Annotated in this window: 19 protein-coding genes; 15 read left to right on the plus strand and 4 right to left on the minus strand. The window is 70.1% G+C overall.

Annotated elements, in window-relative coordinates; genetic code table 11:
* The first annotated feature begins 4 nt into the window (after positions 1 to 4).
* From CAP_RS51845 to CAP_RS02615, 3 genes are all read left to right on the plus strand, one after another.
* Positions 5 to 370: a hypothetical protein gene (locus CAP_RS51845; RefSeq protein WP_197040962.1), complete on the plus strand. Its 366-nt coding sequence runs from the start codon at positions 5 to 7 to the stop codon at positions 368 to 370.
* A gap of 57 nt (positions 371 to 427) precedes the next feature.
* Entirely contained in the window at positions 428 to 610 is a 183-nt protein-coding gene (locus tag CAP_RS02610; RefSeq protein ID WP_044235596.1) for a hypothetical protein, read from the plus strand.
* A 533-nt stretch (positions 611 to 1,143) separates the two neighbouring features.
* Positions 1,144 to 2,520: a S41 family peptidase gene (locus CAP_RS02615; protein ID WP_197040963.1), complete on the plus strand. Its 1,377-nt coding sequence runs from the start codon at positions 1,144 to 1,146 to the stop codon at positions 2,518 to 2,520.
* Positions 2,521 to 3,015: 495 nt separating this feature from the next.
* On the opposite strand, the gene CAP_RS49745 is transcribed toward CAP_RS02615, so the two are convergent.
* Positions 3,016 to 3,291, minus strand: a complete 276-nt coding sequence (locus tag CAP_RS49745) for a hypothetical protein (protein WP_052373990.1) — start codon at positions 3,289 to 3,291, stop codon at positions 3,016 to 3,018.
* Positions 3,292 to 3,320: 29 nt separating this feature from the next.
* Here CAP_RS49745 and CAP_RS49750 point away from each other — a divergent pair, with 29 nt between their 5' ends.
* The 4 genes from CAP_RS49750 to CAP_RS02635 all read left to right on the plus strand — a co-directional run bounded on the left by CAP_RS49750 (position 3,321) and on the right by CAP_RS02635 (position 6,004).
* On the plus strand, positions 3,321 to 3,764 hold the full coding sequence (locus tag CAP_RS49750) for a hypothetical protein (RefSeq protein WP_052373991.1): 444 nt from the start codon (positions 3,321 to 3,323) through the stop codon (positions 3,762 to 3,764).
* A gap of 154 nt (positions 3,765 to 3,918) precedes the next feature.
* The gene (locus CAP_RS43585; protein ID WP_052373992.1) at positions 3,919 to 4,671 is read left to right on the plus strand and encodes a hypothetical protein; all 753 of its coding nucleotides are present in this window, start codon (positions 3,919 to 3,921) and stop codon (positions 4,669 to 4,671) included.
* Between the two features lie 314 nt (positions 4,672 to 4,985).
* On the plus strand, positions 4,986 to 5,420 hold the full coding sequence (locus CAP_RS49755; protein ID WP_044235600.1) for a hypothetical protein: 435 nt from the start codon (positions 4,986 to 4,988) through the stop codon (positions 5,418 to 5,420).
* Between the two features lie 44 nt (positions 5,421 to 5,464).
* Positions 5,465 to 6,004 (plus strand): hypothetical protein, encoded by a 540-nt coding sequence (locus CAP_RS02635; protein WP_156040433.1) that lies wholly within the window; start codon positions 5,465 to 5,467, stop codon positions 6,002 to 6,004.
* Positions 6,005 to 6,108: 104 nt separating this feature from the next.
* On the opposite strand, the gene CAP_RS02640 is transcribed toward CAP_RS02635, so the two are convergent.
* Positions 6,109 to 7,719 carry a glucose-6-phosphate isomerase gene (locus CAP_RS02640; protein ID WP_044235602.1) on the minus strand — a complete coding sequence of 537 codons (1,611 nt, stop codon included), beginning with the start codon at positions 7,717 to 7,719 and terminating at the stop codon, positions 6,109 to 6,111.
* A 181-nt stretch (positions 7,720 to 7,900) separates the two neighbouring features.
* On the opposite strand from CAP_RS02640, the gene CAP_RS02645 reads away from it, so the two are divergent.
* The 3 genes from CAP_RS02645 to CAP_RS54815 all read left to right on the plus strand — a co-directional run bounded on the left by CAP_RS02645 (position 7,901) and on the right by CAP_RS54815 (position 13,094).
* A complete protein-coding gene (locus CAP_RS02645; RefSeq protein WP_081864487.1) occupies positions 7,901 to 10,831 on the plus strand; it encodes a 2-oxoglutarate dehydrogenase E1 component in 2,931 nt (976 codons plus the stop codon).
* Positions 10,832 to 10,934: 103 nt separating this feature from the next.
* Positions 10,935 to 11,459 (plus strand): PaaI family thioesterase, encoded by a 525-nt coding sequence (locus CAP_RS02650; RefSeq protein ID WP_044235792.1) that lies wholly within the window; start codon positions 10,935 to 10,937, stop codon positions 11,457 to 11,459.
* A gap of 9 nt (positions 11,460 to 11,468) precedes the next feature.
* Positions 11,469 to 13,094, plus strand: a complete 1,626-nt coding sequence (locus CAP_RS54815; RefSeq protein ID WP_052373994.1) for a rhomboid family intramembrane serine protease — start codon at positions 11,469 to 11,471, stop codon at positions 13,092 to 13,094.
* Here CAP_RS54815 and CAP_RS02660 read toward each other — a convergent pair whose 3' ends face one another.
* The gene (locus CAP_RS02660; protein WP_044235604.1) at positions 13,095 to 13,862 is read right to left on the minus strand and encodes a glucose 1-dehydrogenase; all 768 of its coding nucleotides are present in this window, start codon (positions 13,860 to 13,862) and stop codon (positions 13,095 to 13,097) included.
* Between the two features lie 277 nt (positions 13,863 to 14,139).
* Between CAP_RS02660 and CAP_RS02665 the strand changes: the two genes are divergently transcribed.
* The 3 genes from CAP_RS02665 to CAP_RS02675 all read left to right on the plus strand — a co-directional run bounded on the left by CAP_RS02665 (position 14,140) and on the right by CAP_RS02675 (position 19,222).
* On the plus strand, positions 14,140 to 14,895 hold the full coding sequence (locus tag CAP_RS02665) for an outer membrane beta-barrel protein (protein WP_052373995.1): 756 nt from the start codon (positions 14,140 to 14,142) through the stop codon (positions 14,893 to 14,895).
* A gap of 339 nt (positions 14,896 to 15,234) precedes the next feature.
* A complete protein-coding gene (locus CAP_RS02670) occupies positions 15,235 to 17,268 on the plus strand; it encodes a peptide MFS transporter (protein WP_044235606.1) in 2,034 nt (677 codons plus the stop codon).
* Between the two features lie 742 nt (positions 17,269 to 18,010).
* The gene (locus CAP_RS02675; protein ID WP_044235608.1) at positions 18,011 to 19,222 is read left to right on the plus strand and encodes a hypothetical protein; all 1,212 of its coding nucleotides are present in this window, start codon (positions 18,011 to 18,013) and stop codon (positions 19,220 to 19,222) included.
* A gap of 73 nt (positions 19,223 to 19,295) precedes the next feature.
* On the opposite strand, the gene CAP_RS49760 is transcribed toward CAP_RS02675, so the two are convergent.
* Positions 19,296 to 21,107, minus strand: a complete 1,812-nt coding sequence (locus CAP_RS49760; RefSeq protein WP_044235609.1) for a hypothetical protein — start codon at positions 21,105 to 21,107, stop codon at positions 19,296 to 19,298.
* Positions 21,108 to 21,220: 113 nt separating this feature from the next.
* Between CAP_RS49760 and CAP_RS43595 the strand changes: the two genes are divergently transcribed.
* Together CAP_RS43595 and CAP_RS47410 are read left to right on the plus strand one after the other, a co-directional pair.
* Positions 21,221 to 22,096, plus strand: a complete 876-nt coding sequence (locus CAP_RS43595) for an ATP-binding protein (RefSeq protein WP_052373997.1) — start codon at positions 21,221 to 21,223, stop codon at positions 22,094 to 22,096.
* Between the two features lie 56 nt (positions 22,097 to 22,152).
* Positions 22,153 to 23,268, plus strand: a complete 1,116-nt coding sequence (locus CAP_RS47410) for an HNH endonuclease (protein ID WP_081864492.1) — start codon at positions 22,153 to 22,155, stop codon at positions 23,266 to 23,268.
* Positions 23,269 to 23,351: the final 83 nt, after the last annotated feature.

Raw genomic sequence — 23,351 nt, forward strand, 5'->3', positions numbered from 1 at the left:
AGCGATGCGCGGGGTCGAGGACGCGGGTGCGTGGGGGACAGGGGCCGAGCGGCGGGCACGGCAGGCGCTCGTCGGCGGCGGGCTCCTCTTGCTGCTCGGGCTGGCGCTCGTCGGGATCGGCCCCTCGGAGGTCGGCAGGCTGGTGACGGTGATCGGGCTCCTCGCCACGATCTACGGAATCCACACCTTCGGTCGGCTGGGGACCGAGGGGGAGGACGACGGCGGCCCGGGCGGAGACGGCAGCCCGGGCGAAGCGAGCGGAGCAAGCGGCACCCGCAGCACCCGCAGCACCGGCAGCGCCGACAGCACCCGCAACCAGAGCAAGGGCAGCGCGGGCAGGGGCAGCGCGGGCAGCGGCGACGCGGGGTAGCACCTCGCTGCATTCTGGCTCTTGCGCGGGGAAGCAGGCTGGAGCAGCATCCGCGCCATGCATCGTCCGTCGCGTCAGCACCAGCACCTGCTCACGAAGATCGCGCGCAAGCAGGAGCGCGCCAAGCAGCAGAACCGCCCCACCGGCAAGCGCTCCAAGCAGTGGACCCGGTGGTCCACCCAGTACTCTCCCCTCGTCCAGCAAGAGGGCGGCGAGACCTCGCAGGAGAACGCTTCGTAAACCAGTCCAGGTCACGACGCGGGCTCAGCAACGCTGCAGGGCCCGCGAGTGAGCGCGTGCTCGAAGCGGGCGGGGAGCGGGCGGGGAGCGGGCGGGGAGCGGGCGGAGAGCGGGCGGGGAGCGTCAGAAAAAGGCGCGAGGCACGCGACGAGGACGGGAGAAGACCGCGGAAGAGAAGGAATTCTTCCGCGCTCCCGAGAAATACAGAGGTTGCGTGAGGACATCAGTTCGCCGACCCTTCTCGGGCCGTGCCTGATACCCAGCGCGCAGCCCTCTGCTCCAGCTCCCAGGCTTCGCCGGACTCGCTGGTCCCACGCGACCCACGCAACCCACGCGACCCACACGACCCACGCGGTCGAGGGCTTCGTCCGCTCTTCGGGCTGAAGACGTCAGGCTGCGCGCTGCGGGTGGCCACTGCCGCCCTCGTGGGTGCGCTCGGGCTCGCGCATGCCGGGTGTGCGGCGGGTGTTGCGCAGACACCGGAGCCCTCGTGGCGGATCGCAGACGGGGCGTTCGATCGCGACCCGCGCCCGGTGAGCGCAGTCGAGGCTGAGGCGGATCTGCTGGCGGCCGTGCGCGTCTTCGAGGAGGCGTACGCCGGCCTGGAGGAAGGTCCACGCACGCCGGACGCAGCCACGCTCGCGGCGGCGCAGGCTGCGGTGCGCGGGCAGGCGCAGTGGGATCCCGCCGCGCTGACGCGGTTCCTGCGGGACGTGCTCGGCGCCGAGGACGGGCACCTCGCCTTCGGGTACGGAGGGCACGCGCCGCTGCGGCTGCTGGGAGGGGAGCGGCGGAAGCCGTTCGTGTCGGCGCACGTGGCGCGGGTGGAGGCGGACGGCGCGGTGTGGCTCGGCGGGGAGCGGCTCTCGGGGTGCGCGTTCGGCGCGGGCGGGGTGGAGATCCTGCCGACGCTGGAGGGGCAGTTCGTGCTGAGCGTGTTCGCGGCCGAAGGTGCGCCGGCGCCGGTACCTTGCAAGCGTGCCGGCGGTGGGCAGGCGTCGTTGCCGCTCCGTGCGGCGGTGATGGAGGCGGTGCCCCGGCGCCGGGGGGTCGCGGAGGCCGTGACGCTGGAGCGTCGCGGAGAGGTGCCGGTGCTGTCGATCCGCACCTTCGAGAGCGCGGCAGCCGAGGCGCTCGAAGGGCTGCCGGCCATGGCGGGTACGCTGCGCGAGTCGCCGGGGTTCGTGCTCGACCTGCGCGGGAACGGCGGGGGGAACTACCGGTACGCGGAGGCGTTCCTGCTCGCACTCACCAGCGAGCCGATGCAGCGGCTGTCGGAGCGCGAGGTGCTCTCGGCCGCGGCCGCCGAGGGTCGGGCGAACAGCGCCCGGCGAAGGCTCGGACAGGGGGGCGTGCCAGCCGCGGCCGAGGCGCGGTTCGTCGAGCACATCGGGATGCTGGAGGCGCTCGCGGCCGAGCTGCGGGCGCGCGGGGCAGGGCGCGAGGACGTGGTGACGCCCGGTGAGGTGGTGCGAGGCCACGCGGAGGGGCCGCTGCGGGGGCGGGCGGTGCTGCTGGTGGACGGAGGGTGCGCGTCGGCCTGCGAGATGCTGGTGTCGCTGGCGCGGCAGCTCCCGTCCACGATCGTTGCAGGGCAGCCGACGCGCGGGGGGATGGCGGTCGGTGAGGTGGCGCTGTTCGCGCTGCCACGCTCGGGGATCCAGGTGTCCTTCGGGACGCGGGCGTTCCGTGACGCGCTCGGCGACTTCGAGGAGCTGCGGGGGTTCGTGCCCGACGTGTGGATCGAGGGGCGCGACGCGCTGGCGGAGGCGGTGGCGCTCGCCGCGGGGAGCAAGACGCCCGCAGGCGAGGTGGATGGGCGGCGGGCGCGGCGCGCTGGGCGGCGCGGGACGAGCGCTGCGGGGCGCGGGGCAGGGCTCCGGACGGGGAGACGGCCGCACGCAGGGTGATGACGCGGCGTGGTGCTCCACACGCCACGCTCCAGCGCGATGCCGTCGCCGCGGCGTGGAACTCGACACTTCAGCACGATGCCGTCGCTGCGCGGGGTGGCGTGGGGGGCACGGAATGTTGATGCAGCCCGGCGGCGGCGTATGCTGGAGCGCGTCTCCCGTCCTTGTCTCGTAGCGTTCGTTTCACCAGCATCCGAGGGGGCGCCCGCCTGACGCTCATGCCGATGAGAACCGTTGCTTCGTGGTCACGTTGCCGTCCCCTCGCCGCCGCGACGCTGCTCGGGAGCGCGCTCTTGCTCCCGGCCCCCGCGCACGGCCAGCAGGCGCCCCGTCAGGAAGCGCCAGCCACCCCCGCGAAGCCCACGACGCCTGCGCAGGGGCAGCGGGGGACACCGCAGCCGGCAGGACAACCTGCGGGGCAACCTGCAACGAAGCCCCCGGGACAGGCCGCTGCACCGGACGCGACCTCTGGAGAGGACACGCCTGCCGCGCGCGTCACCCCCGCAGGATCCGGCAAGCCGTCACCAGGAAACGGCGCGCCGTCTGCGGGCCAGAGCGCGCCGTCTGCGGGCCAGGGCGCTCCGCCACCTGGATACGGCACTCCGCCACCTGGATACGGCGCCCCACCACCTGGATACGGCGCCCCACCACCTGGATACGGCGCCCCGCCACCTGGATACGGCGCCCCGCCGCCTGGATACGGCGCTCCGCCACCTGGATACGGCGCTCCGCCACCTGGATACGGCGCTCCGCCGCCTGGGTACTACCCACCTCCAGGCTATTACCCGTACCCGCCAGCAGTGCCGGAGAGGCAGGAATTCCCCAAGCAGATCCCGTACGAGGAGGGCATGCAGATCCCCGACGGCTACACGCTGGAGATGCGCGCCCGGCGCGGGCTGGTCATCGCCGGGGCCGTGACGTTCGGCACGATGTACGGGCTGTCGCTGATCGGTGGCGTGCAGAGCATCTCCGATGGCAACGGCGACTTCGGTGCGCTGGTCGTCCCGCTGGTCGGGCCCTTCATCGCGCTCGCCACGAGCGACGCGAGCATCGACGGCGAGCTCGGGGCCGTCCTCGTAGTGGATGGCATCGCACAGATCGGCGGCGCCCTCATGCTGCTCGGCGGTCTGCTGTCGCAGAAGAAGGTGCTGATCCGGAACGATCTGGCCAGCGAGCACGTCGAGATCGTGCCATTCGCAACGGGCCGAGGGGATCTCGGCCTCGGGATCCGCGGGACCATGTAGACGCGGTGCGGCGTCGGCGTGACGTGCCGAGCGCGCGTGCAGTGGGGGCCGTTGATCTTGAAGCGAAGCCGCGTATTCTGGCCGCGTTCGGCTGGATTTCTTTCACCATCCCCTGTGCTTTCGCCGCTACCGGGGGCGCGGCGAGGAGGCTCGCATGACGATGCTGACGACGAACACCACTCACTTTCCGCGAACCTGCGTCCGGCTCGCCGCGAGCGCGATGCTCGGTGCAGCGCTCCTCGCTCCGGCCACTGCGCGCGCGCAGGAGCGGCCCGCGGACGCAGCCTCGGCGCCTGATCCGCAAGCGCCTCCTCCCGGATATGGCGCACCGCCTCCCGGGTACGGCGCGCCTCCTCCCGGATATGGCGCACCGCCTCCCGGGTACGGCACCCCGCCTCCGGGCTACTACGGGCAGCAGCCGCCTCCCGCCTACTACGGGCAGCCGGGCGCCGGGAAGGCCGCGGAGGGCCCCAAGAGCATCGACTACGAGGAGGGGATGGCCATCCCGGAGGGCTACACGCTGCAGACGCGGATGCGGCGGGGGCTGGTCATCGGCGGCGCCGTGACGTTCGGCACGATGTACATGATCTCGGCGCTCATCGCGTCGGTCGGCGACTCCGCAGGTACCGACGAGCTGCTGCCGCTCTACGCGCCGCTCGCAGGGCCGTTCATCTCGCTCGGCATGATCCACAGCAGCGCGTCGCGCAACGACCGGCTGGGAGGCGTGTCGTTCCTGATGGTGATGGACGGCCTCGCGCAGATCGGTGGAATGGCGATGCTGATCGGGGGGATCGCGGCGCCGAAGACGGTGCTGATGCGCAACGACGTGGCGACCCTCGACGTGAACGTGACGCCGATGCCGATGGGGCTCGGGGGCATGGGGCTCGGGGTCTGGGGGTCGATGTAGCCATGCGCGGTGCGCCCGGAGTCGTGCGCGCCCTGACGCACGTCGGCGCCCTCGTCGGCGCCCTCGTCGTGCTGTCGGCCCCTGCTCTGGCACAGGAGGCCCCAGCTCCGGGTGTGCCGGCTACGCCGGCTGCTCCGGTTGCACCGGCTGCACCGGCTGCACCGGCTGCACCGGCTGCACCGGCTGCTCCGGATGCACCGGCTGCTCCGGATGCGCCGGCCGTGCCTGAAGGCGCCGCGCCTCTGCCCTCAGGCTGGTACGGCGGGTCGGAGACGCCCTGGAGAGGGCCACCTCCGTCGCGGTTGCCCTCGTGGATGAACCCGCAGCGGCTGGAGTACGAGGAGGGCGACCCGATCCCGCCACGCTACGCACTGGTGACGCGGCCGAACCGGAAGCTGCTCACGGGGGGAATGATCACCTTCATGGTGCCCTACGTGGCGTCGGTGGTGGTCTCGACATTCGCGCTCGTCAACGACGACGAGGAGGTGTCCCGGGGGATCGCGACGCTGCTGATCCCGGTCGCAGGGCCTTACGTGGCGATCGGGGCGCTGGGCGCCAACGGGGCCGGGGCGTTCTGGCTGAGCGCAAACGGCGTGGTGCAGACAGCAGGCGCCATCCTGATGGCAGCCGCATTCGCGCACGAGGATCTGTACCTGCAGCGGCAGGAGAGCCCTTCGTGGGTCGACGTGGCGCTGCGTCCCGAGATCAACGTGGGCCCCTTCGGGGGCTCGCTGCGCTGGAAGTTCTGAGGCAGGTGGTGGTGCCGGTGCAGGTGATCCGCAGGTTCGTCTCGATGGCTGGGTTGCTCCCCGCACTCGCCGCGCTCACCGCGCTCACGCTGCCAGGCGTCGCCAGCGCGCAGGAGCCGGTGGTGCTTCCCCGGACGCTGCCGTTCCTCGACAAGGCGCCACCTCCGCCGGGCTACCGGCTGGAGATGCGCCCGAACACCACGATGTCGGTCGTGGGCGCGTCCATCTTCGGCGGGGCGTACGTGTCCTCGGTGCTGCTGGCGGGCACGCTGGTGACCGTGGAGGGCAACAACCCGGAAGACTGGGCCGCGCTGTTCGCGCCCATCGTAGGTCCGTTCGTCACCATGGGGACGGGCGAGGACGTGGGGTTCGGGCCCCGGGGAAACGCGACCGCGGCCGTGCTCCTGCTCGTCGACGGGGTGACGCAGGTGACGGGCGCGGCGCTGTTCATCGCCGGCCTGATGACAGATCACAAGATCTGGGTGCGCGGCGACATCCCGCTGAAACCACAGGCAGAGCGCGCGACGCCGGTGCCTGAGCTGATGATCGGGCTACGCGGCGCCGGCCTGCGCATGCGCTTTTAGTACTGCGTACCCTGGAGCAGGGGCCTGGCGGCCCCTACGCTCCCGATGGTCACTACCCCTGCATCTGCGCGCGAGCGTCGCGAGGGGACCGGAGATACGGCGCGCTAGACCTTCACGAGCCGGTAGGTCGCGTCGAAGATGGCGCCATCCTCCGACGGCTCCGGCAGGTCGCGCACGACGCCGCGCTCGGGGTTGGCGACGAGGCGGCGCAGGATCCAGAAGACGGGCTCCGGGTCGCTCTCGCCCGCGGCCTTCGCGATCTCCTGCACGGTCATCGCGCGGCCCGGCTGCGCGGAGAGCGCCTGGAACACGCGGCCCTGGAGCGTGATCACCGCCTGCGCCGCCTTCTTGCCGGCCTCCACGCCAGGCTGGTGGTAGGCGTTCACGTTGACGAGCCAGGCGTAGAGCCCCACGGCGCGCTCGTAGAGGGCGATCAGGGCGCCCAGCGCGCGCGGGCCCATCTCCTCGATGGTCACCGTGATCGACTCGCGCCCGCGATCCGTGAGCGCCTGCCGGGTCCCCTGGAGGAAGCCGGAGAGGTAGTCGCCCGCAGTGACGCCCGGCTCGACCTCCTCGTGGCGGCGGCCGGGGGCGTGATCGCGCAGCACCTCGATGAAGGTCGTGAAGAAGTTGTCGACGCCGTCGCGGAGCTGCTGGACGTAGGCGTGCTGATCGGTGGAGCCCTTGTTGCCGTACACCGCGATCCCCTGGAAGACCTCCTTGCCGTCGAGGTCGTGCTGCTTGCCCAGCGACTCCATCACGAGCTGCTGCAGGTAACGGGAGAACAGCTCGAGCCGGTCCTTGTAGGGGAGGACGACCATGTCCTTCTTCCCGGCGCCGCCTGTGGCGCTGTACCAGGCGAGGGCGAGGACGGCCGCGGGGTTCTGGCGGGGCTCCGGAGCGCGGGTCACCTCGTCCATCGCCGCGGCGCCGGCGAGCATCGCGCGCACATCGAGGCCCTGGAGCGCGGCAGGCAGGAGGCCCACGGCGCTCAGCTCGCTGGTGCGACCGCCGACCCAGTCCCACATGGGGAAGCGCGCGAGGAAACCGTTCGCGGCGGCGTACTTGTCGAGCTCACTGCCCTCGCCCGTGACGGCGACGGCGTGGGCGCCGAGGGTGAGGCCGAGCCGCCGGTACGCCGCGTCGAGGGCGAGCATGCCGTTCCGGGTCTCCTTGGTGCCGCCGGACTTGGAGACGATCACCGCGAGCGTCGCGCCGAGATCGTCGCCGATGGCGTCGAGGACCCGGTCGAACCCGTCGGGGTCGGTGTTGTCGAAGAAGTGCGGGATCATCCGGTCCGCAGGCGAGCCCAGCGCAGCCGCAGCGAGCTGCGGGCCGAGGGCCGAGCCGCCGATGCCGACGACGACCAGGCGCCGGAAACGGGGCGACCGCTCGGGCCGGATGTGCGCCGCGTGGACGTCGGCCGCGAACGCGAGGACGCGCTCCAGGGTGCGCTCGACGTCGGCGCGGATCTCCGGCTTCGGCGCGAGCGCCGGAGCGCGCAGCCAGTAGTGGCCGACGAGGCGGCCCTCGTCCGGGTTGGCCGTGGCGCCGGCCTCCAGCTCGGTCATGCGGCGGAGGGCGTCCCGGATGCGCGCATCCATCTGCGCGAAGAACCCGTCAGCGAAGCGGATCCGGCTGACGTCGAGCCAGAAGCCGAGGGCCGGCGCATGAACCAGGAGGTCGCGGAATCGGTCGAAGCGGTCCAGGGACATGCGCCTTTGTACCCCGACCGCAAGACAGGAGCGCGAAAAACGTGGGGCCTCCTCCTTGACAAACTCGACCATGAGCCCAGACCGAGCTCAGACCGAGCTCAGACCGAGCTCAGACCGACAGAGAGAGCCCACTTCCGCTCTGGCATGCGGGTCCATCTCGCGTTATTTGCAAGGCCTTCCAATGCAGCTCGATTTCGGAGTGAACGCAGGTTTCGTCGAGGAACTCTACGCACAGTTCGTGGAGAACCCCGCATCGGTCGACCCGGGCTGGCGCGCCTTCTTCGAGGCGAACGGCACCGGCAACGGCAACGGCAACGGCTCGGCCCTCGCGCACTCGGCTCAGCGACGCGCGGCGCCCGCCGCGGCCCCGACCCAGGCGCCTCTGCGCGAGGAGCCCCAGAGGACCTCGAACGACGCTGGCGCCCGCGAGCTGGAGACGGCCTTCGCGAAGAAGCTCAGCGAGATCCCCGCCGGGGACACCACCCGCGATCTCCAGGTGCTCGCCCAGGGCGCGCTGCAGGCGCGCGCCTACCAGCTCGTCAACGCCTACCGCGTCCGCGGCCACCTCTTCGCCCACCTCGACCCGCTGAACCGGCCGCCGGCCACGCCGCCCGAGCTCGATCTCACGAACTTCGGCCTGAGCGCCGAGGACCTCGACAAGCCCTTCCCCACGAGCGACCTCGCGGGCGTGCCGCAGGTGCTCACCCTGCGCGAGATCATCGAGCACCTCTCGGAGACGTACTGCCGCACCATCGGCGTGGAGTTCAACTTCATCGAGTCGCCCGAGGAGCGCACCTGGCTCCAGCAGCAGATGGAGTCGACGCGCAACCGGATGAAGCTCGACCGGGAGGCGCAGCTCCGCATCCTCACGAAGCTCAGCGACGCCGAGATCTTCGAGCAGTTCATCCACGTCTCCTACGGCTCGGGGACCAAGCGCTTCTCGCTGGAGGGCGCCGAGAGCCTCATCCCGCTGCTCGACCTGCTCATCGAGCGCGGCGGCGAGCACGAGGTCGGCGAGGTCGTGATGGGCATGGCCCACCGCGGCCGCCTCAACGTGCTCGTCAACATCATGGACAAGAGCATCCGCGAGATCTTCGCGGCCTTCGAGGACAAGGACGCGGAGCGCAACCTCGGCTCGGGCGACGTGAAGTACCACCTCGGCTACTCCACCGACCGGACCCTGAAGGGCGGCCGCAACGTCCACCTCACCATGACCTTCAACCCGAGCCACCTGGAGTTCGTGAACCCGGTGGTCGAGGGCCGCACCCGCGCCAAGCAGGACCGGCTCCTCACCCGGTGGGCGGACAGCGCCGAGACGAAGAAGCACGTCATGCCGCTGCTCATCCACGGCGACGCGGCCTTCATCGGGCAGGGCGTGGTCCCCGAGACCCTGAACATGATGAGCCTCGCCGGCTACGGGACCGGCGGCACCATCCACGTCATCGTCAACAACCAGGTCGGCTTCACCACCATGCCGGACGAGTCGCGCTCCACCCGGTACGCGTCCGACATCATGCGCATGCTCAAGGTCCCGGTGTTCCACGTGAACGGCGAGGATCCCGAGGCCGTGGCGCACGTCGCGCAGCTCGCGATCGACTACCGCCAGCACTTCGGCAAGGACGTGGTCATCGACATGTACTGCTACCGCAAGTACGGCCACAACGAGGGCGACGAGCCGCGCTTCACCCAGCCGAGGATGTACCAGGCCATCGACGCGAAGCCGACCGTGCGCCAGGTGTACGTGCAGCGCCTCGTGGCGATGGGCCAGGTCACCGAGGAGGCCGCCGAGGAGATCGTCCTGCGCCGCCGCGAGGCGCTCACCTCCGCCTTCGACGAGGTGAAGTCCAGGGGCTACGCGCCGGTCACCTACTCCATGGCCGGCGTCTGGACGAGCTACCGCGGCGGCCCCGACAGCGCGACGCCCGAGGTGACCACCGCGGTCCCCGCCGACAAGCTCATCGCGCTCTCCGAGCGGCTGCTCACCGTGCCCGAGGGCTTCAAGGTGCACCCCAAGGTGCTCCCCATGCTCAACGCCCGGCACGAGCGCCTCGTCGCCGGCGAGACCTTCGACTGGGGCACGGGCGAGATGCTCGCCTACGCCTCGCTCCTCTCCGAGAAGACCCCGGTGCGCATCTCGGGCCAGGACGCGCAGCGCGGCACCTTCAGCCACCGCCACGCCGTGCTCTCCGATGCGGAGACCGGCGCGCGCTTCGCCCCGCTCACCCAGGTCGCCGAGTGGCCCGCGCGCTTCGAGGTGCACAACAGCCCGCTCAGCGAGGCCGGCGTGCTCGGCTTCGACTTCGGCTACAGCCTCGACTACCCCGACGGCCTCGTGATCTGGGAGGCGCAGTTCGGCGACTTCCTCAACGGCGCGCAGGTCATCGTCGACCAGTTCCTCACCTCCAGCGAGGACAAGTGGCACCGCCTCTCCGGCCTCGTGCTCTACCTGCCCCACGGCTACGAGGGCCAGGGCCCGGAGCACTCCAGCGCGCGCGTCGAGCGGTTCCTCCAGAACAGCGCCGAGGACAACATCCAGGTCTGCAACCTGACCACCCCGGCGCAGCTCTTCCACGCCCTCCGCCGCCAGGTGCACCGCCCCTGGAGGAAGCCCCTGGTGATCTGCACCCCGAAGAGCCTCCTGCGCGTCGCGACCAGCTCCAAGGGCCCGCACCGCCCCGTCTCGACCCTGCAAGATCTCGCCGAGGGCCGCTTCCACCGGGTCCTCGCCGACACGAGCAACGTCGACCCCGGGGACGTCCGCAAGATCCTGCTCTGCTCCGGCAAGGTCTACTACGACCTCGCCATTGCCCGCGACGCGCGCAAGGCGACCGACGTCGCCATCCTCCGGCTGGAGCAGCTCTTCCCCATCAACGAGGAGCTCTCCCAGGCCCTCGCCAGCTACAAGGACGGCACCAAGCTCGTCTGGGTGCAGGAGGAGCCGCGCAACTACGGCGCCTGGTACTACATCAACGCCGTCCTGCCCGAGCTGCTCGGCCACCGCTTCCCGGTGAGCTGCGTGAGCCGCGCCCCCAGCGCGAGCCCCGCCACGGGCTCCAAGGCGAGCCACCTCCTCGAGCAGAAGATGCTCGTCGACGAGGCATTTGGGGCCTGAACGTGAGCACCCGCCCGAGCGCGCGCGAGCGCGAGCGCACGCGAAGGAACACGTCGAGGAACACGTCGAGGAACACGTCGAGGAACACGTCGAGGAACACGCCATGAGCAGCACCCCCGAGCCCCAGTCCGCCCCAGCGTCGCCTGCAGCGGAAGCTGCGGGCGACGCCGCGGCCGAGAGCCTGCAGGACCGCTACGCCCCGCAGAACCGCTGCTTCGGCTGCGGCCCTGCCAACGACAAGGGCCTGCGCATCAAGAGCCGCGTCGAGGGCGACGAGCTGGTCGCCGACTTCGTCCCCGAGGAGCACCACCAGGCCTTCGCCGGCATGCTCAACGGCGGCATCACCGGCGCGCTCCTCGACTGCCACTCCAACTGGGCGGCGGCCCACCACCTCATGAAGGCGCGCGGCGAGGCCACCCCGCCCTGCACCGTCACCGCCGACTTCCACGTGAAGCTCAAGCGCCCCACCCCTCTCGGCCCCATGCGCCTCCGCGCGCGCGTCGCCGAGTCCGAGGGCGACAAGGTCATCGTCGACGCCACGCTGGAGGCAGGCGGCAAGATCACCGCCACCTGCCGCGGCACCTTCGTCGCCGTCAAAGAAGGGCACCCCGCTTACCACCGCTGGTAAGCTCTGCGGGTGGAGCCCTTCGCCTCGTACCTCGCGCGCCACCACATCGTCGAGCGCGGCTTCACGCCGAGCGCCCCCATCGAGGCCGAGCCCCTCGCCCGGGCCTGCGACATCCTCCTCACCTACAGCGACGGCATGTCCTTCGGCATGGTCTGCATCGTCGACGCCGAGGACGACGACGACAGGTGCTGGCCCGAGGACTTCGGCCAGGACCGCCTCATCGAGATCGGCAAGACCTGCCTCAAGTACACCGGCCACATGAACGGGACGAAGCTCCCCGTCGGCATCCAGATCATCGAGATCCGCAAGAGCATCACCGACGACGACCACGCCCGCCTCAAGCCCCTCCACCGCCTCCCCGGCCTCGCCAAGGTGGGCATCACCGCCCTCGTCGCCGCCCCCTCCACCGCCGAGGCCTGGTCGAGCACCGCCATCCAGTTCTTCGCGACCCGCCGCCTCCGCGCCCTCATGAAGGGCCCCCGCGAAGATCTCACCCTCACCCCCGCGGCCCTCGCCCCCGACGCCAGCGCCGACGCCAGCGCCGACGCCCAGAAGCCCCTCCTCACCTACGCCATCCTCGGCACCCTCGGCCTCGTCTTCCTCGGCCAGCTCGCCTTCGCCGTCCCCGTCGGCCCTCCTGGCAGCGCCTCGGCCGCGGCCACGGCCCAGGGCCTCCTCGGCTCCTCGGTCCCCACCCTCATCGCCCTCGGCGGCCTGAGCCAGCCCCTCGCCACGGGCGCTGGCGAGTGGCACCGCCTCCTCACCGCCACCCTCCTCCACGGCGACCTCTTCCACCTCGCCCTCAACGGCGTCGCCCTCTACATCGGCGGCGCCATGCTGGAGCTGTTCGTCGGCCGCGCCTGGCTCCTCCCCCTCCTCCTCGTCGGCGCCCTCGGCGGCTCCTTCGCGAGCCTCGCCTGGAACGCCGACGCCGCCATCTCCGTCGGCGCCTCGGGCGCGATCATGGGCCTGCTCGCCTCCGCCCTGGTCTCCACCCTCCGCCTCCCTCCCCGCGAGCGCTCCCAGGCCACCATCCCCCTCGTGCAGATGCTCGTCCCCTCCCTCATCCCCCTCGCCGTGCACCGCACGGCCGGCAAGGTCGACTTCGCCGCGCACCTCGGCGGCGCCATCGCGGGCGCGCTCGCCGGCGCCCTCCTCCTCGCCATCTGGCCGAAGACCCGCCCTCACCCTCGCTTCCAGAACGCCGCCCTCGGCGTCAGCATCGCCTGCGTCCTCCTCTACGCCGGCGCCCTCTACCAGGCCGCGGAGCTACGCCCCACCTACGAAGCGGCCCTCACCGCCGCCATCATCCCCTCCGACGACCTGCCCACCATCGAGTCCCGCAGCACGGAGACCCTCCTCTCCACCTACCCCCACGACCCCCGCACGCACTTCCTCGCCGCCTCGCGCGCGGCCACGAGCGGCGACCTCCCCACGGCCGAGCAGCACCTGCGCCGCGGCCTCGACGAGCGCGGCGTCCTCCAGGTCTACTTCCCCGACCGGCAGCTCGAAGCGCGCATGCGCGCCCTCCTCGCCACCGTGCTCTCGGAGCAGGGCCGCCCGAACGACGCCGCCGAAGCCGCGCGCCCCGTGTGCGACGTCAACCTGCCGACGCTCGCGCCTTTCTGCCGCTGATCAAGCGATCGTCAGCCCGCCGTCGACGACCAGGGTGTGGCCGGTGACGAACGAGGCTGCGTCCGACGCCAGGAAGAGCGCCGCGCCCGCGATCTCCTCCGGCTGCGCGTACCGCCCGAGGGGCGTCCTGTCGACCATGCGCTTCACGATGTCCGGGTTCGTCACCAGCGCCTGCGAGAACTTGGTCTCCACGAGCCCCGGCGCGATCGCGTTCACCCGGATGTTGCTCGGACCCAGCTCGACTGCCAGGGTCTTCGTCATCGAGATGACCGCCGCCTTCGTCATCCCGTAGATGCCCTGCAGCGGCGCCCCCATCAGCCCGTTCACGCTGCTGATGAACAGCAGCGACCCCGGCGCCCTCCGGTCCACCAGGTGCCCAGCCACGCGCCGCGCCAGGTGGAAGTACCCCTTCACGTTCACCTCGAACGTCTTGTCGAAGGCAGCCTCATCGGCGGTCACCATCGGACCGAAGTGCGGGTTCGTCGCCGCGTTGTTCACGAGCACGTCGATCCGTCCGAACCGCTGGATCACCTGCGCGACCAGCGCGTCCAGCTCATCCGGCTTGCCCGCGTGGCAGGCGTACCGCTCCACGGTGATGCCCTCCTTGCGGAGCCGCTCGGCCGCCTCGCTCACACCCTGCATCTTGCGCGAAGCGATGGCGACCTCGGCACCGGCCAGCCCGAACGCGCGCGCGATCGCCTCGCCGATGCCCCGGCTCCCGCCGGTCACCAGCGCGACTTTTCCTTCGAGATGAATGAGAGGGTTCATGGTGTGGACCGATGCTCGCCCATGTCCTCTCCTTTGCAAAGCGCCCCCAGTGCAAATCCCACCTGCCACCGTGCGTTCGCCCTGCATCCGCGATGCGCACCGCCCCCGCCGATACGCCTCTGCCCATGCTCCACGGTGAGCCCGCAGCGCGCGCCGGCGCTGCCGCTCTGGCCGAAGCGCGTACGCCTTGCTCGCGCGCCCGTGGCATACGCGATGCTCATCGAACATGACATCCGGCGCGCTCGTAGCGACGCCACGACCCAGGGGAAAAGCAGCCATGAACGCCAGATACGGTATCGCTCTCGCCAGCGCCGCACTCACCGTGGCGGCCGCCACCACGGCCCTCGCCCAGCCCATCAGCGAGGAGATAAGGCCGAGCTACCTTCGCTCGCCCGTGCGCGCCCCCGTGAACGCCGCCGAGTTCGGCCTCGACCTCGGCTACACGCAGGGCTTCGGCAACCTGAACACGGGCCGCACCGTGAGCGACACCGCCGGCCCCGGCTTCGCCCTCGGCCTGAACCTCGGCTACCGCGTCGCCCCGGCCTTCGGCTTCGGCGTCTACGGCCAGTACCAGAACTTCGCGCCCACCCTCTCCACCTCGCCCACCACCGCGAGCGGCGACGCCAACGTCCTCGGCATGGCCGCCGGCCTCCAGGGCACGTTCCACCTCCTGCCCTTCCAGCGCATCGATCCGTACCTGACCCTCGGCGCCGGCTACCGCGCGCTCTGGGAGATCCCCGAGGGAGGCGTGAACGACAACGTGATGACCCACGGCTTCGAGGTCGCGAAGCTCAACCTCGGCCTCGACATCCGCCTCAGCGACAGCGTGGCCCTCGGCCCCATGGTCGGCGCCGACATGACCATGTTCCTCTGGCGCAACCCCGAGGGCGCCGTCGGCGACACCCCCATCGACAACCCCTCCCTGAGCACCTTCGTCTACGCCGGCATGCAAGGCCGCTTCGACGTCGGCGGCTACCGCTCCGCCCAGTACACCGCCATCAGCCGGAACTCCGCCCGGAACTCCGTTCGGTAACTCAGGGGCCTTTCGGCCGTACTGCGTACCCTGGATCAGGGGCCTTTCGGCCCCTACGCTCCCGTTGGTCGCTACCCCTTCGTGCCCTCAGCGCAGCGCCAGGGCTCAGCGACGTCGCAGAGAGCGCAGGCAGCACGCGAAGAGAATTTGGGTCGCTACGCGATGCGTCGAGCCTCGCTCTCTTCTGGCGCGTGAAGCGATCCCTCCGATCTTGCTGGGCCCCGGGCCACCCTGGACCTCTCGCCAGGGTGGTCCTCTTTTCAAAATCCCCCCTGCGCCGCGCTCCATCGACGCCTCGACGCCTTGACAAGGCTGTCCTCGCCGGGTGTCCTCCGCGCCATGAGTTCGTCAGCCGCCCCTGCGGGCGAAAGCGGTTCCCCCGCGGATCAGGCCACCCCGAAGGGTCACCCGACCGGCCTCTACGTCCTGTTCGCGACCGAGATGTGGGAGCGCTTCAGCTACTACGGCATGCGCGCGCTCCTCGTCCTCTACTTCGTCAGCTACCTGGGCTGGAACCCGGGCGACTCCTCGCAGGTGTACAAGTGGTACACCAGCCTGGTCTACCTGACCCCGCTCATCGGAGGCTGGCTCGCCGACCGCTACCTCGGCCTCCGCGCCGCGATCATCACCGGCGGCGTGCTCATGGCCATCGGCCACTTCCTGATGGCCCTCGAACCCCTCCCTGCCATGATCGCGGCGCTCGGGTTCCTCATCCTCGGCAACGGCTTCTTCAAGCCCAACCTCTCCACGCTCGTCGGCCGCATGTACCGCGACAACGACCAGCGGCGCGACGGCGCGTTCACCATCTACTACATGGGCGTCAACCTCGGCGCCTTCTTCTCCCCCCTCGTCTGCGGCTACCTCCGCGACCGCTTCGGCTTCCACTACGGCTTCGGCGCCGCCGGCGTGGGCATGGTCATCGGCCTGCTCATCTTCCTCGCCGGCCAGGGCAAGGTCCTCGCCGCCGTCAAGGCCGCCGGCAACGACCTGCGCACCGCCCGCGAGATCGCCAAAACCGACGCCGAGGTGGCGAAGCGCGACCCGGCCCACGCCGCCGAGATCAACGACCCGGTGACCCGCGACGCGCACGACGCCCACGAGCCCGGCGCCACGGGCTTCGCCGGCATCATCTCCCAGGGCATGCCCCTGCTCATGCTCGCCCTCGCCGTGGTCCTCCCCGTGAAGTACGCCATCGACGTCGTCCGCGGTGAGGCCCACTGGACCGACCTCATCATGCCCATCGCCTTCGGCGCCATCGCCGGCTGGATGGGCGTCACCCTGCGCACCTTGAAGGGCGCCACCCGCGACAAGAGCTCGGTCATCTTCGCCCTGTTCTTCTTCTCGGTGATCTTCTGGATGGCCTTCGAGCAGGCCGGCAACGCGCTCAACCTCTGGGCCGAGTTCCAGACCGACCGCCACCTCGTCTTCGTCGAGTTCCCGGCCGAGTGGTACCAGTCCGTCAACCCCTTCTTCATCGTCTCCCTCGGCCCCGTCTTCGCCGCGCTCTGGGTGTGGCTCGCGCGCCGCAGCGTCAACCTGTCCATCCCCGGCAAGATGGCCATCTGCATGTTCTTCGTGGCGCTCTCCTTCCTGGCCATGGTCGGCGCCGGCATCAGCGAGAACGGCACCGCCACCAGCGTCCCCCTCAAGGAGCTCCCCGCCCGCGTCGACCTCGCCAAGATCAACGCCGGCCGCACCAGCTTCGACCCCGCCAAGGGCGAGCTCGCGACCCGCGGCGCCTTCCCCTCCTACGCCATCAAGCAGGCCCTCGAGCCGGCCGTCGACCCCGCCTACCTCACCTCGCTCAACGAGCTGGAGAAGGCGAGCAAGAACGCCTCCGAGAAGCGCCCCGTCCCCATGAAGATCGCCGCCCTCCCCGAGGGCTTCCAGCTCCTCTTCACCGACAAGCAGAAGGAGCGCATCGTCTCCGCCTGGGACCCGGCCACCGCGACCCTCACCCTCAAGGGCGCCGTCGACGTCGACGCCAAGATCCAGCTCCTCCGCGCCGGCGCCCCGAAGGAGTACCAGGAGGCCCTCCAGACCCTCGCCGACCGCTCCAACGCCGCCCGCGTCAGCGGCCTCTGGCTGATCCTCAGCTACTTCCTCGCGACCATCGCCGAGCTGTGCCTCTCCCCCGTCGGCCTCTCCATGGTCACCAAGCTCGCCCCCGCGCGCTTCGCCTCGCTCTTCATGGGCGTCTGGATGCTCGCCAGCTCCGTCGCCCAGTACGTCGGCGGCAGCCTCGGCGAGAGCTGGGGCGTCATCACCCCCACCTCGTACTTCAGCATCTTCGTCTACTCCTCCGGCATCGGCGCCGTCCTCCTCGCCCTGCTCGTGAAGCCCCTCAAGAAGCTCACCCACGGCGTCACCTGACGCCCCCTCCACACACGTGAGCCCTGTCGAGGGCCTCCACGCCCTCGCCACGTGGACGAGGCTGCGCACCGCCCACCGTCTCAGGTGCGATCAACCACGCTTGATGATACGAAGCTGCGTGAGACTGAACGTTCTGGGAACCGGAGGTCGAGCAGTGCTGACGGACGACTGGGTAGAGCTGCTTAAGCACGTACCGTCACCTTCAGCGTTCAGACATGTGGCGCTCTCCGTGAACACGAACTGCTCAGGAAGAGCGGATACGTGTACTTCATGTGCGCTCAGACGCCAGAGGCGCCCCAGAAGAAGCTAGACCAGCTCGAGACGGAGTACGGCGTGACGATGCACGATGCACGATGCACGATGCACGCGCCATTGCCTCAATGGCCGCGGATTCTGAGGTGCTCGCCGCGCTGACACACCTCACTGGCGTCTTGCCCGCACAGCAGACGTCCCGCCCCCGCAACGCTGCTACCGATGCGCGCCTCGCATTCTCGTTCTTCCACGAAAAAACGGGGGACTTCCGTTCGGAATTTCGGTACGGCGCCTGTTCCGCCGGGAGCTTGCAGCGCTCGCAACCGAAGGTCTTATCGAGACGGAATCGGACCGCGTCTCGGCGACAAGCAAGCTCAGGACACTCACGGAAGCGGCCCTGAGCCTCCAGGAGGTCTCCGCCGCGGACCTCCGCGAGCAGTGCATTCACGCGCTGGAGGGGAGAATCCACCATCCTGACCGGCGCAAAGCGGTGGTGGAAGACATCTTCGACAGCCTGGGGCTCCTCGCGCGCGAGAACACGCTCTGTGCGCTGCCTGGACACTCTTCGGACGAACTCACGAGACGCCTCGACCAGTTGGAACGGCGCCTCTCGGATGACCTCAAGCCGAGCGGCGGCACCTCCCGGGAAGCCGTCAAAGCGCTCATGGATATCGTCTCGGCATCGCACTACGGCAAAGCACTCGCTGCGGCAGAGTTTTTCATCCAGATGACCAACCGTGAGAGCGGCGAGCTGGCCACCGCGCTCACGCGACGGGAAGACCTCGTGATCTGGCTCGATGCGTCCGTCGCGCTTCCGATGCTCTGTGGGAAGCTCGACCGTGTTGCAGGTGGATGGGTGACCTCGGAGAGCGCCGTCGAACTTCACGACGCGCTTGGCAAGCGTGGCATCAAGGCCGTCGTCCCGAGTGTCTACCTCGAGGAGATGGCGGCACATCTCGTACACGCGGCGCGCCGTTACCGATCGTGCGTCGGCGTGGACCAGTCTCTGGCGCGCTCCGCGAACTTCTACGTCGCTCACTTCCACGCTGTCGCGCAGCTCCTGGGCAAACCCGCCACACTGGCGCGCTTCGACGAGTTCCTGCAGGATCTCGGCCTGCCCCCGGACTGGGAGGCTGCTGACAAGCAAGACTATTACCGGCTCCGTCGTCGCATCGAGATCGCGTTGAAGGAACTCTTTGAGTACTACGGCGTCGGCGTCGTTCGCACCCGATCGACAGAGGCGGTGAAGCTCCCGGAGGAGCCCGATCGCGATCCGATCGTCCTGCGCCACGACCGCTGCGTCGCCCGTGATCTCGAAGACCTCACAAGCACCGAAGACAGCAACCCGCTCCTCTGTTCTGAGGACCAGTGGCTCGTCCGCGTCCTGTCCGACAAGGACCTGCTCGCGCTCCATCCCGCCGCCTTGCACGATGTGCTCCACATCGTGCGACCACGCGAAGAGCCAAGGCGGCTCGCCGCCCTGCGGGAGCTGGCCGCGACGTTCTCCGATCGGGCTGTCTCGATCGGCGCCAGTGTCTGGGACCTGCTCGCAGAGCTCGAAGGGCCGAAGCTCTCCGACGCTGACCTGTTGAGGCGCGCCAGACAATTCAAGGAGGCGTGGCTGCGCCGCTCCAGCGACGAGAAACGCCCGCGCGCGAGCGACTGGCAGCGGTTCAAGGCCGCGGACGAGTTCGGCACCTGAAGCCTCTCCCTCCCTGCGTGCGCATCAAGCCCCTTCCACCCGCCTCACCCAGCGGCGTCTCAGGCCGCCGCGTTCAAGGCCCTTCCACCTTCCGCACCAGCACCAGCGCCTCCCCCTTCCCCGCGCCGAGCCGCAGCTCCACGGCCCCTTGCATCGGCGCGTTCCCCGCGCACCGCCGGTCCGACACCACGTACCTCCCCCGCGCCACCCGCGCCTCCCGCGCCTCCCTCCCCTCCCCTGTCCCCCCCTTCGCGTCTCCCGTCCCCCCGCCCTCCACGAGCCGCAGATCGAGCCCCGCCCCTTGCCGATCGAGCGCCACGATCACCTCCGAGCACGACCGCACCGGCACCGTCAGCGGCACCGTCGCGAGCCGCGCCTCCTCCAGCGTCACCACCTGCGCCCCCGCCGCGCTCCCCGCCGCGCCCCTCACCCCCTCGCCAGCCCCACCGCCCGCGCTCCCCCCCTCACCCGCGATGAGCCGCGACATCAACCGCGCCGCCGCCGTCGGATGCTTCACCAGCACCTGCGGCGCCGCCGGATCCTTTCGCACCACCACCCCGAACGGGCCTGGCCGCGCCAGCGACTCCACGTCGATCCTCCCCTGCCCTCCGGCCCCGCACCCGTAGAGCGTCGCCGCCGCCCCCGCGCGCTCCGCCACCAGGAGCTCCCCCTGCTCGTTCCACAGCTCCGCCAGGAACTCCCCCAGCGGCTTCCCCGCGAGCACATCGATCCGCGCGCACCCTGCCGGCAGCTCCACCGCCACCGAGCTGCGGCTCCCGAGCTTCGCCGTCCCCGTCGACGCCCGCGGCGCCCCGAACCCCCGCCCCTCCATCGCCCTGTCGTGCACCCCCCGCACCACCGTCAGCGCCCGCGTCTCCGTCACCCGCGCGATCGGAAACGTCCCCTCGATCTCCCCCTCGGTCCCCACCTCCGACCGCCCCGCCATCACCGCGCACAGCCCCCCTGCACCCCGCGCCCGCAGCGCCAGCGACACCTCCGCCCTCTCCCCTGCGCACAGCACGAACCCCCGGTCCTGCCCCAGCTCCCGCGCGCGCGCCACGATGCGCCCCCCCGCATCCTCCGCGACCACCTCCAGCGTCCCCACCTCATCGCTCGGCACCACCAGCACATCCAGGCACCGCCCCGCATCGACCACGAAGCTCACCCGTGCCGGCGCGATCGACCCCACCGGCAGCGCCAGCCACCGCACATCGTCCCAGCGCCCCCCGATCCCTGCCCGGTGCGCCCGCAGCTTCCCCTCCAGCCCTGGCCACGACGACGCGATCCCGCTCCCTTCCCCGGGCCGCCCCCGCGCCCCCACCGCCTGCGCCACCGCCTCCGCCGCCCGCGCCTCCACGCTCTGCACCCCCACCGCCACCACCCCCGACCCCGCCGTCACCCGCGCCACCACGTACAGCCGCCGCGGATGGGGCGGGCACACCAGGATCGTCGCCTTCGGATCCGGCGCCTCGTCCGTGGAGAAGGTGCTCCCGTCATCGTCGTAGGCCGCGAGATCGAGATCCCCCACCGTCGGCGATGCCCGCGCGATGACCAGCACGCACTCCGCCTGCGGCACCTCGATGAACCCCCCCACGCGGTCTCCCTCGACCGCGACATCCACCCCGAGGAGCTGCAGCGGCCCGGCCCCCGCGCTCCCTGCGAGCCTGCTGTCGTTGTCGAGCAGCGCCCGCCCCTCCATCGTGTCGGCGAGCACCCGCAGCGCCGTGGCCCCCGTGACCCCAGGCTTCCCTCCGGCAGCCGGCGGCGCAGCCGGCGCCCCGCAGCCCAGCGCACCGAGGAGCGCGAGAAGCGCGAGGAGCGCGACGAACGCGCGGGTAAAGCAAGCCACAGGCTGCGACGAGGAGCGATGGATGGAGGTGCGCACGGTCGGAAGACGAGGCTAGTACGTTGTCGCCCGGATGCCTCGCCGGTCTTTGCGAGAGCGCGCGCCCCGGGGAAACCAGCGCTTCCAGAGCGGGGAAGCGCTATCCTCCCGCCGTGACGGGGAACATCGAGCAGCGGCTGCGCCTCGGCGAGGACGCACGGACCGAGTTCAAGAGCGTCGCCCGGGCCACCATCGACCTGAAGGACCTCGCCCGGGAGATCGTCGCCTTCGCCAACGGCCGAGGCGGCCAGATCTTCCTGGGCGTCGACGACCTCGACCTCGACGCCCTCGACCGCTTCCTCAAGGACGCCTACGGCCCCGCGGCCCCAGCCCGGCGCCTGCCCTACCTCAAGGCGCTCCAGTGCCTCGATCCCAGCGGCGCCCTCACCGTGGCCGGCGTGCTCCTCTTCGCCCGCGAGCCCCAGCGCTGGCTCCCCGACGCCCGCATCTCCGCCGTGTGCTTCCCCGGCACCCGCATCTCCGGCGAGATGAAGGACCGCCACGACCTCGACGGGAACCTCTTCCAGCAGCTCGACGCCGCCATCTCCTTCCTCGATCGCAACGTCGCGGCCCCTGCCCGCATCGAGGGCTACCGCCGCGAGGAGCGCGGCATCCCCATGCCCGCCAGGCGCGAGGCCGTGCTCAACGCCCTCGCCCACCGCGACTACCGCGCCGCCTCCCAGATCCGCCTCTTCGTGTACGACGACCGTGTCGAGGTCATCAACCCGGGCGTCCTGCTGAACCAGCGCTCTCTCGACAGCATCCGCCTCGGCGGCATCAGCCAGCGCCGCAACCCCGCCCTCGCCGCCGCCCTCGTCCGCGCCAGCCGCCGCGAGAAGCTCGGCATGGGCGTCCCGGAGATGATCGGCCTCCCGGAGATGCGCAGCCTCATGCTGATGCGTGGGTTGCCTGAGCCGGAGATCCGTCTTGAAGGCGGCCACTGCCGGGTAGTGTTGAGAGCCGTCGCTGTCGAGGGGAAGGCTGCATAACGAGCTAGCGCGCCTTCCGGAAAGCCTGAGACTGCTGAACCTGCCATTGGAGCACCATGTTCATCTGCCGCTGCTGCACCGAAAACCCGGCGGACTCGCTGGAGCATCTGTTCCCGAGCGCGATTGGCGGCCGACGTAAGATCCGCGATGTCCTGTGCGCGCATTGCAATAATGGTCATGGCGCTACTATCGATGCGCATCTCGCGAACGCTCTGAAAGGTCCCAGGATGCTGCTCAACATCACCGGGGACCGCGGTCAAACGGCGACGGTGAGGGCGGAGTCGACCAGCATGGGTAAGGTCGATTTGACACCTGGAGCGGTCCCACAACCAGTCCCCGGTCGACCAGTGATCATTGACGAGAAGGATGGCAGGCAAACTATACGGTTCGGCTCGGAGAAGGAGGTGCGGGCATACCTGAAGGCGCAAGAACGAAAAGGCAATAAGGTGCGCGTGATTGACGCTCGGATACATTCAGTGTTCCCGAGCATGGCAGAATTCAACGTGGAGCTTGGAGGAGAGGAATACTTCCGGGCTGCAACAAAGACGGCGCTAACCTTGATGGCCTGGAAGGGACTGGCTGGAGGTATCGGCGAAGCAGAACTGTGGAAATACGTCGCTGGAGGTTCACTCAGCGAGCGCGTCTCTACAAACGTCACGTACGCAAAGAAACCCTGGCCACTGCCCACGACCTTCGAACGTCTTGCGCATCAAGTCACAGTCCAACGGGAGGCTGGAGGAACGTTGCGCGTGGACGTTCGCTACTTCGGCGACCTGGCAGTTGCAATCGAAGCAAGCGTGGATGACCCTGGACCCGCATGGCGTATTGGCTATGCGATGGATCCGTTCACGGGTAAGGAAGTACAGACGAACTACGTGTCAACGGCGCTCGAGGGCGTGCCTCCCCGTACCGAGGCTGCTCATGCGCGGACGCGGCGAGCCCACGATGAAGCGGCGAAAGCCATTCTGAAGCGATGGCACGTCGAAGCGCGACGCGCCGTCCGACGAAACCTTTGGTCCGGCATCAGCAAAGGTTCATTCGCGGATCGCCTCTTCGCAATGAAGCGCTTTGTTTTTACACTGCTACGGCGTGATCATTCGCGTGCAGCTCCGGACCTCATCACGCGCCTCGGAGGCGATGCGGGAAGGAAAAGCGAAAAGCCGGAGCACTAGACCCTCACCATCCATTGCGCTCTGACCAGTGCACCGTTGCCATCGTAATGGTTCAACGGTCCGACCGCGATCCGGGTTGAGAC

Origin of the sequence: Chondromyces apiculatus DSM 436 (assembly GCF_000601485.1) — a bacterium.
Taxonomy (GTDB): Bacteria; Myxococcota_A; Polyangia; order Polyangiales; family Polyangiaceae; genus Chondromyces; species Chondromyces apiculatus.

Coding starts and splice junctions, on each gene's coding strand:
- CAP_RS02610 (WP_044235596.1), top strand. CDS start 428: ATGCATCGTCCGTCGCGTCAGCACCAGCACCTGCTCACGAAGATCGCG.
- CAP_RS02660 (WP_044235604.1), bottom strand. CDS start 13,862: ATGAACCCTCTCATTCATCTCGAAGGAAAAGTCGCGCTGGTGACCGGC.
- CAP_RS02670 (WP_044235606.1), top strand. CDS start 15,235: ATGAGTTCGTCAGCCGCCCCTGCGGGCGAAAGCGGTTCCCCCGCGGAT.
- CAP_RS02650 (WP_044235792.1), top strand. CDS start 10,935: ATGAGCAGCACCCCCGAGCCCCAGTCCGCCCCAGCGTCGCCTGCAGCG.
- CAP_RS02640 (WP_044235602.1), bottom strand. CDS start 7,719: ATGTCCCTGGACCGCTTCGACCGATTCCGCGACCTCCTGGTTCATGCG.
- CAP_RS51845 (WP_197040962.1), top strand. CDS start 5: ATGCGCGGGGTCGAGGACGCGGGTGCGTGGGGGACAGGGGCCGAGCGG.
- CAP_RS47410 (WP_081864492.1), top strand. CDS start 22,153: ATGTTCATCTGCCGCTGCTGCACCGAAAACCCGGCGGACTCGCTGGAG.
- CAP_RS02665 (WP_052373995.1), top strand. CDS start 14,140: ATGAACGCCAGATACGGTATCGCTCTCGCCAGCGCCGCACTCACCGTG.
- CAP_RS49755 (WP_044235600.1), top strand. CDS start 4,986: ATGAACCCGCAGCGGCTGGAGTACGAGGAGGGCGACCCGATCCCGCCA.
- CAP_RS43585 (WP_052373992.1), top strand. CDS start 3,919: ATGACGATGCTGACGACGAACACCACTCACTTTCCGCGAACCTGCGTC.
- CAP_RS02635 (WP_156040433.1), top strand. CDS start 5,465: ATGGCTGGGTTGCTCCCCGCACTCGCCGCGCTCACCGCGCTCACGCTG.
- CAP_RS02645 (WP_081864487.1), top strand. CDS start 7,901: ATGCAGCTCGATTTCGGAGTGAACGCAGGTTTCGTCGAGGAACTCTAC.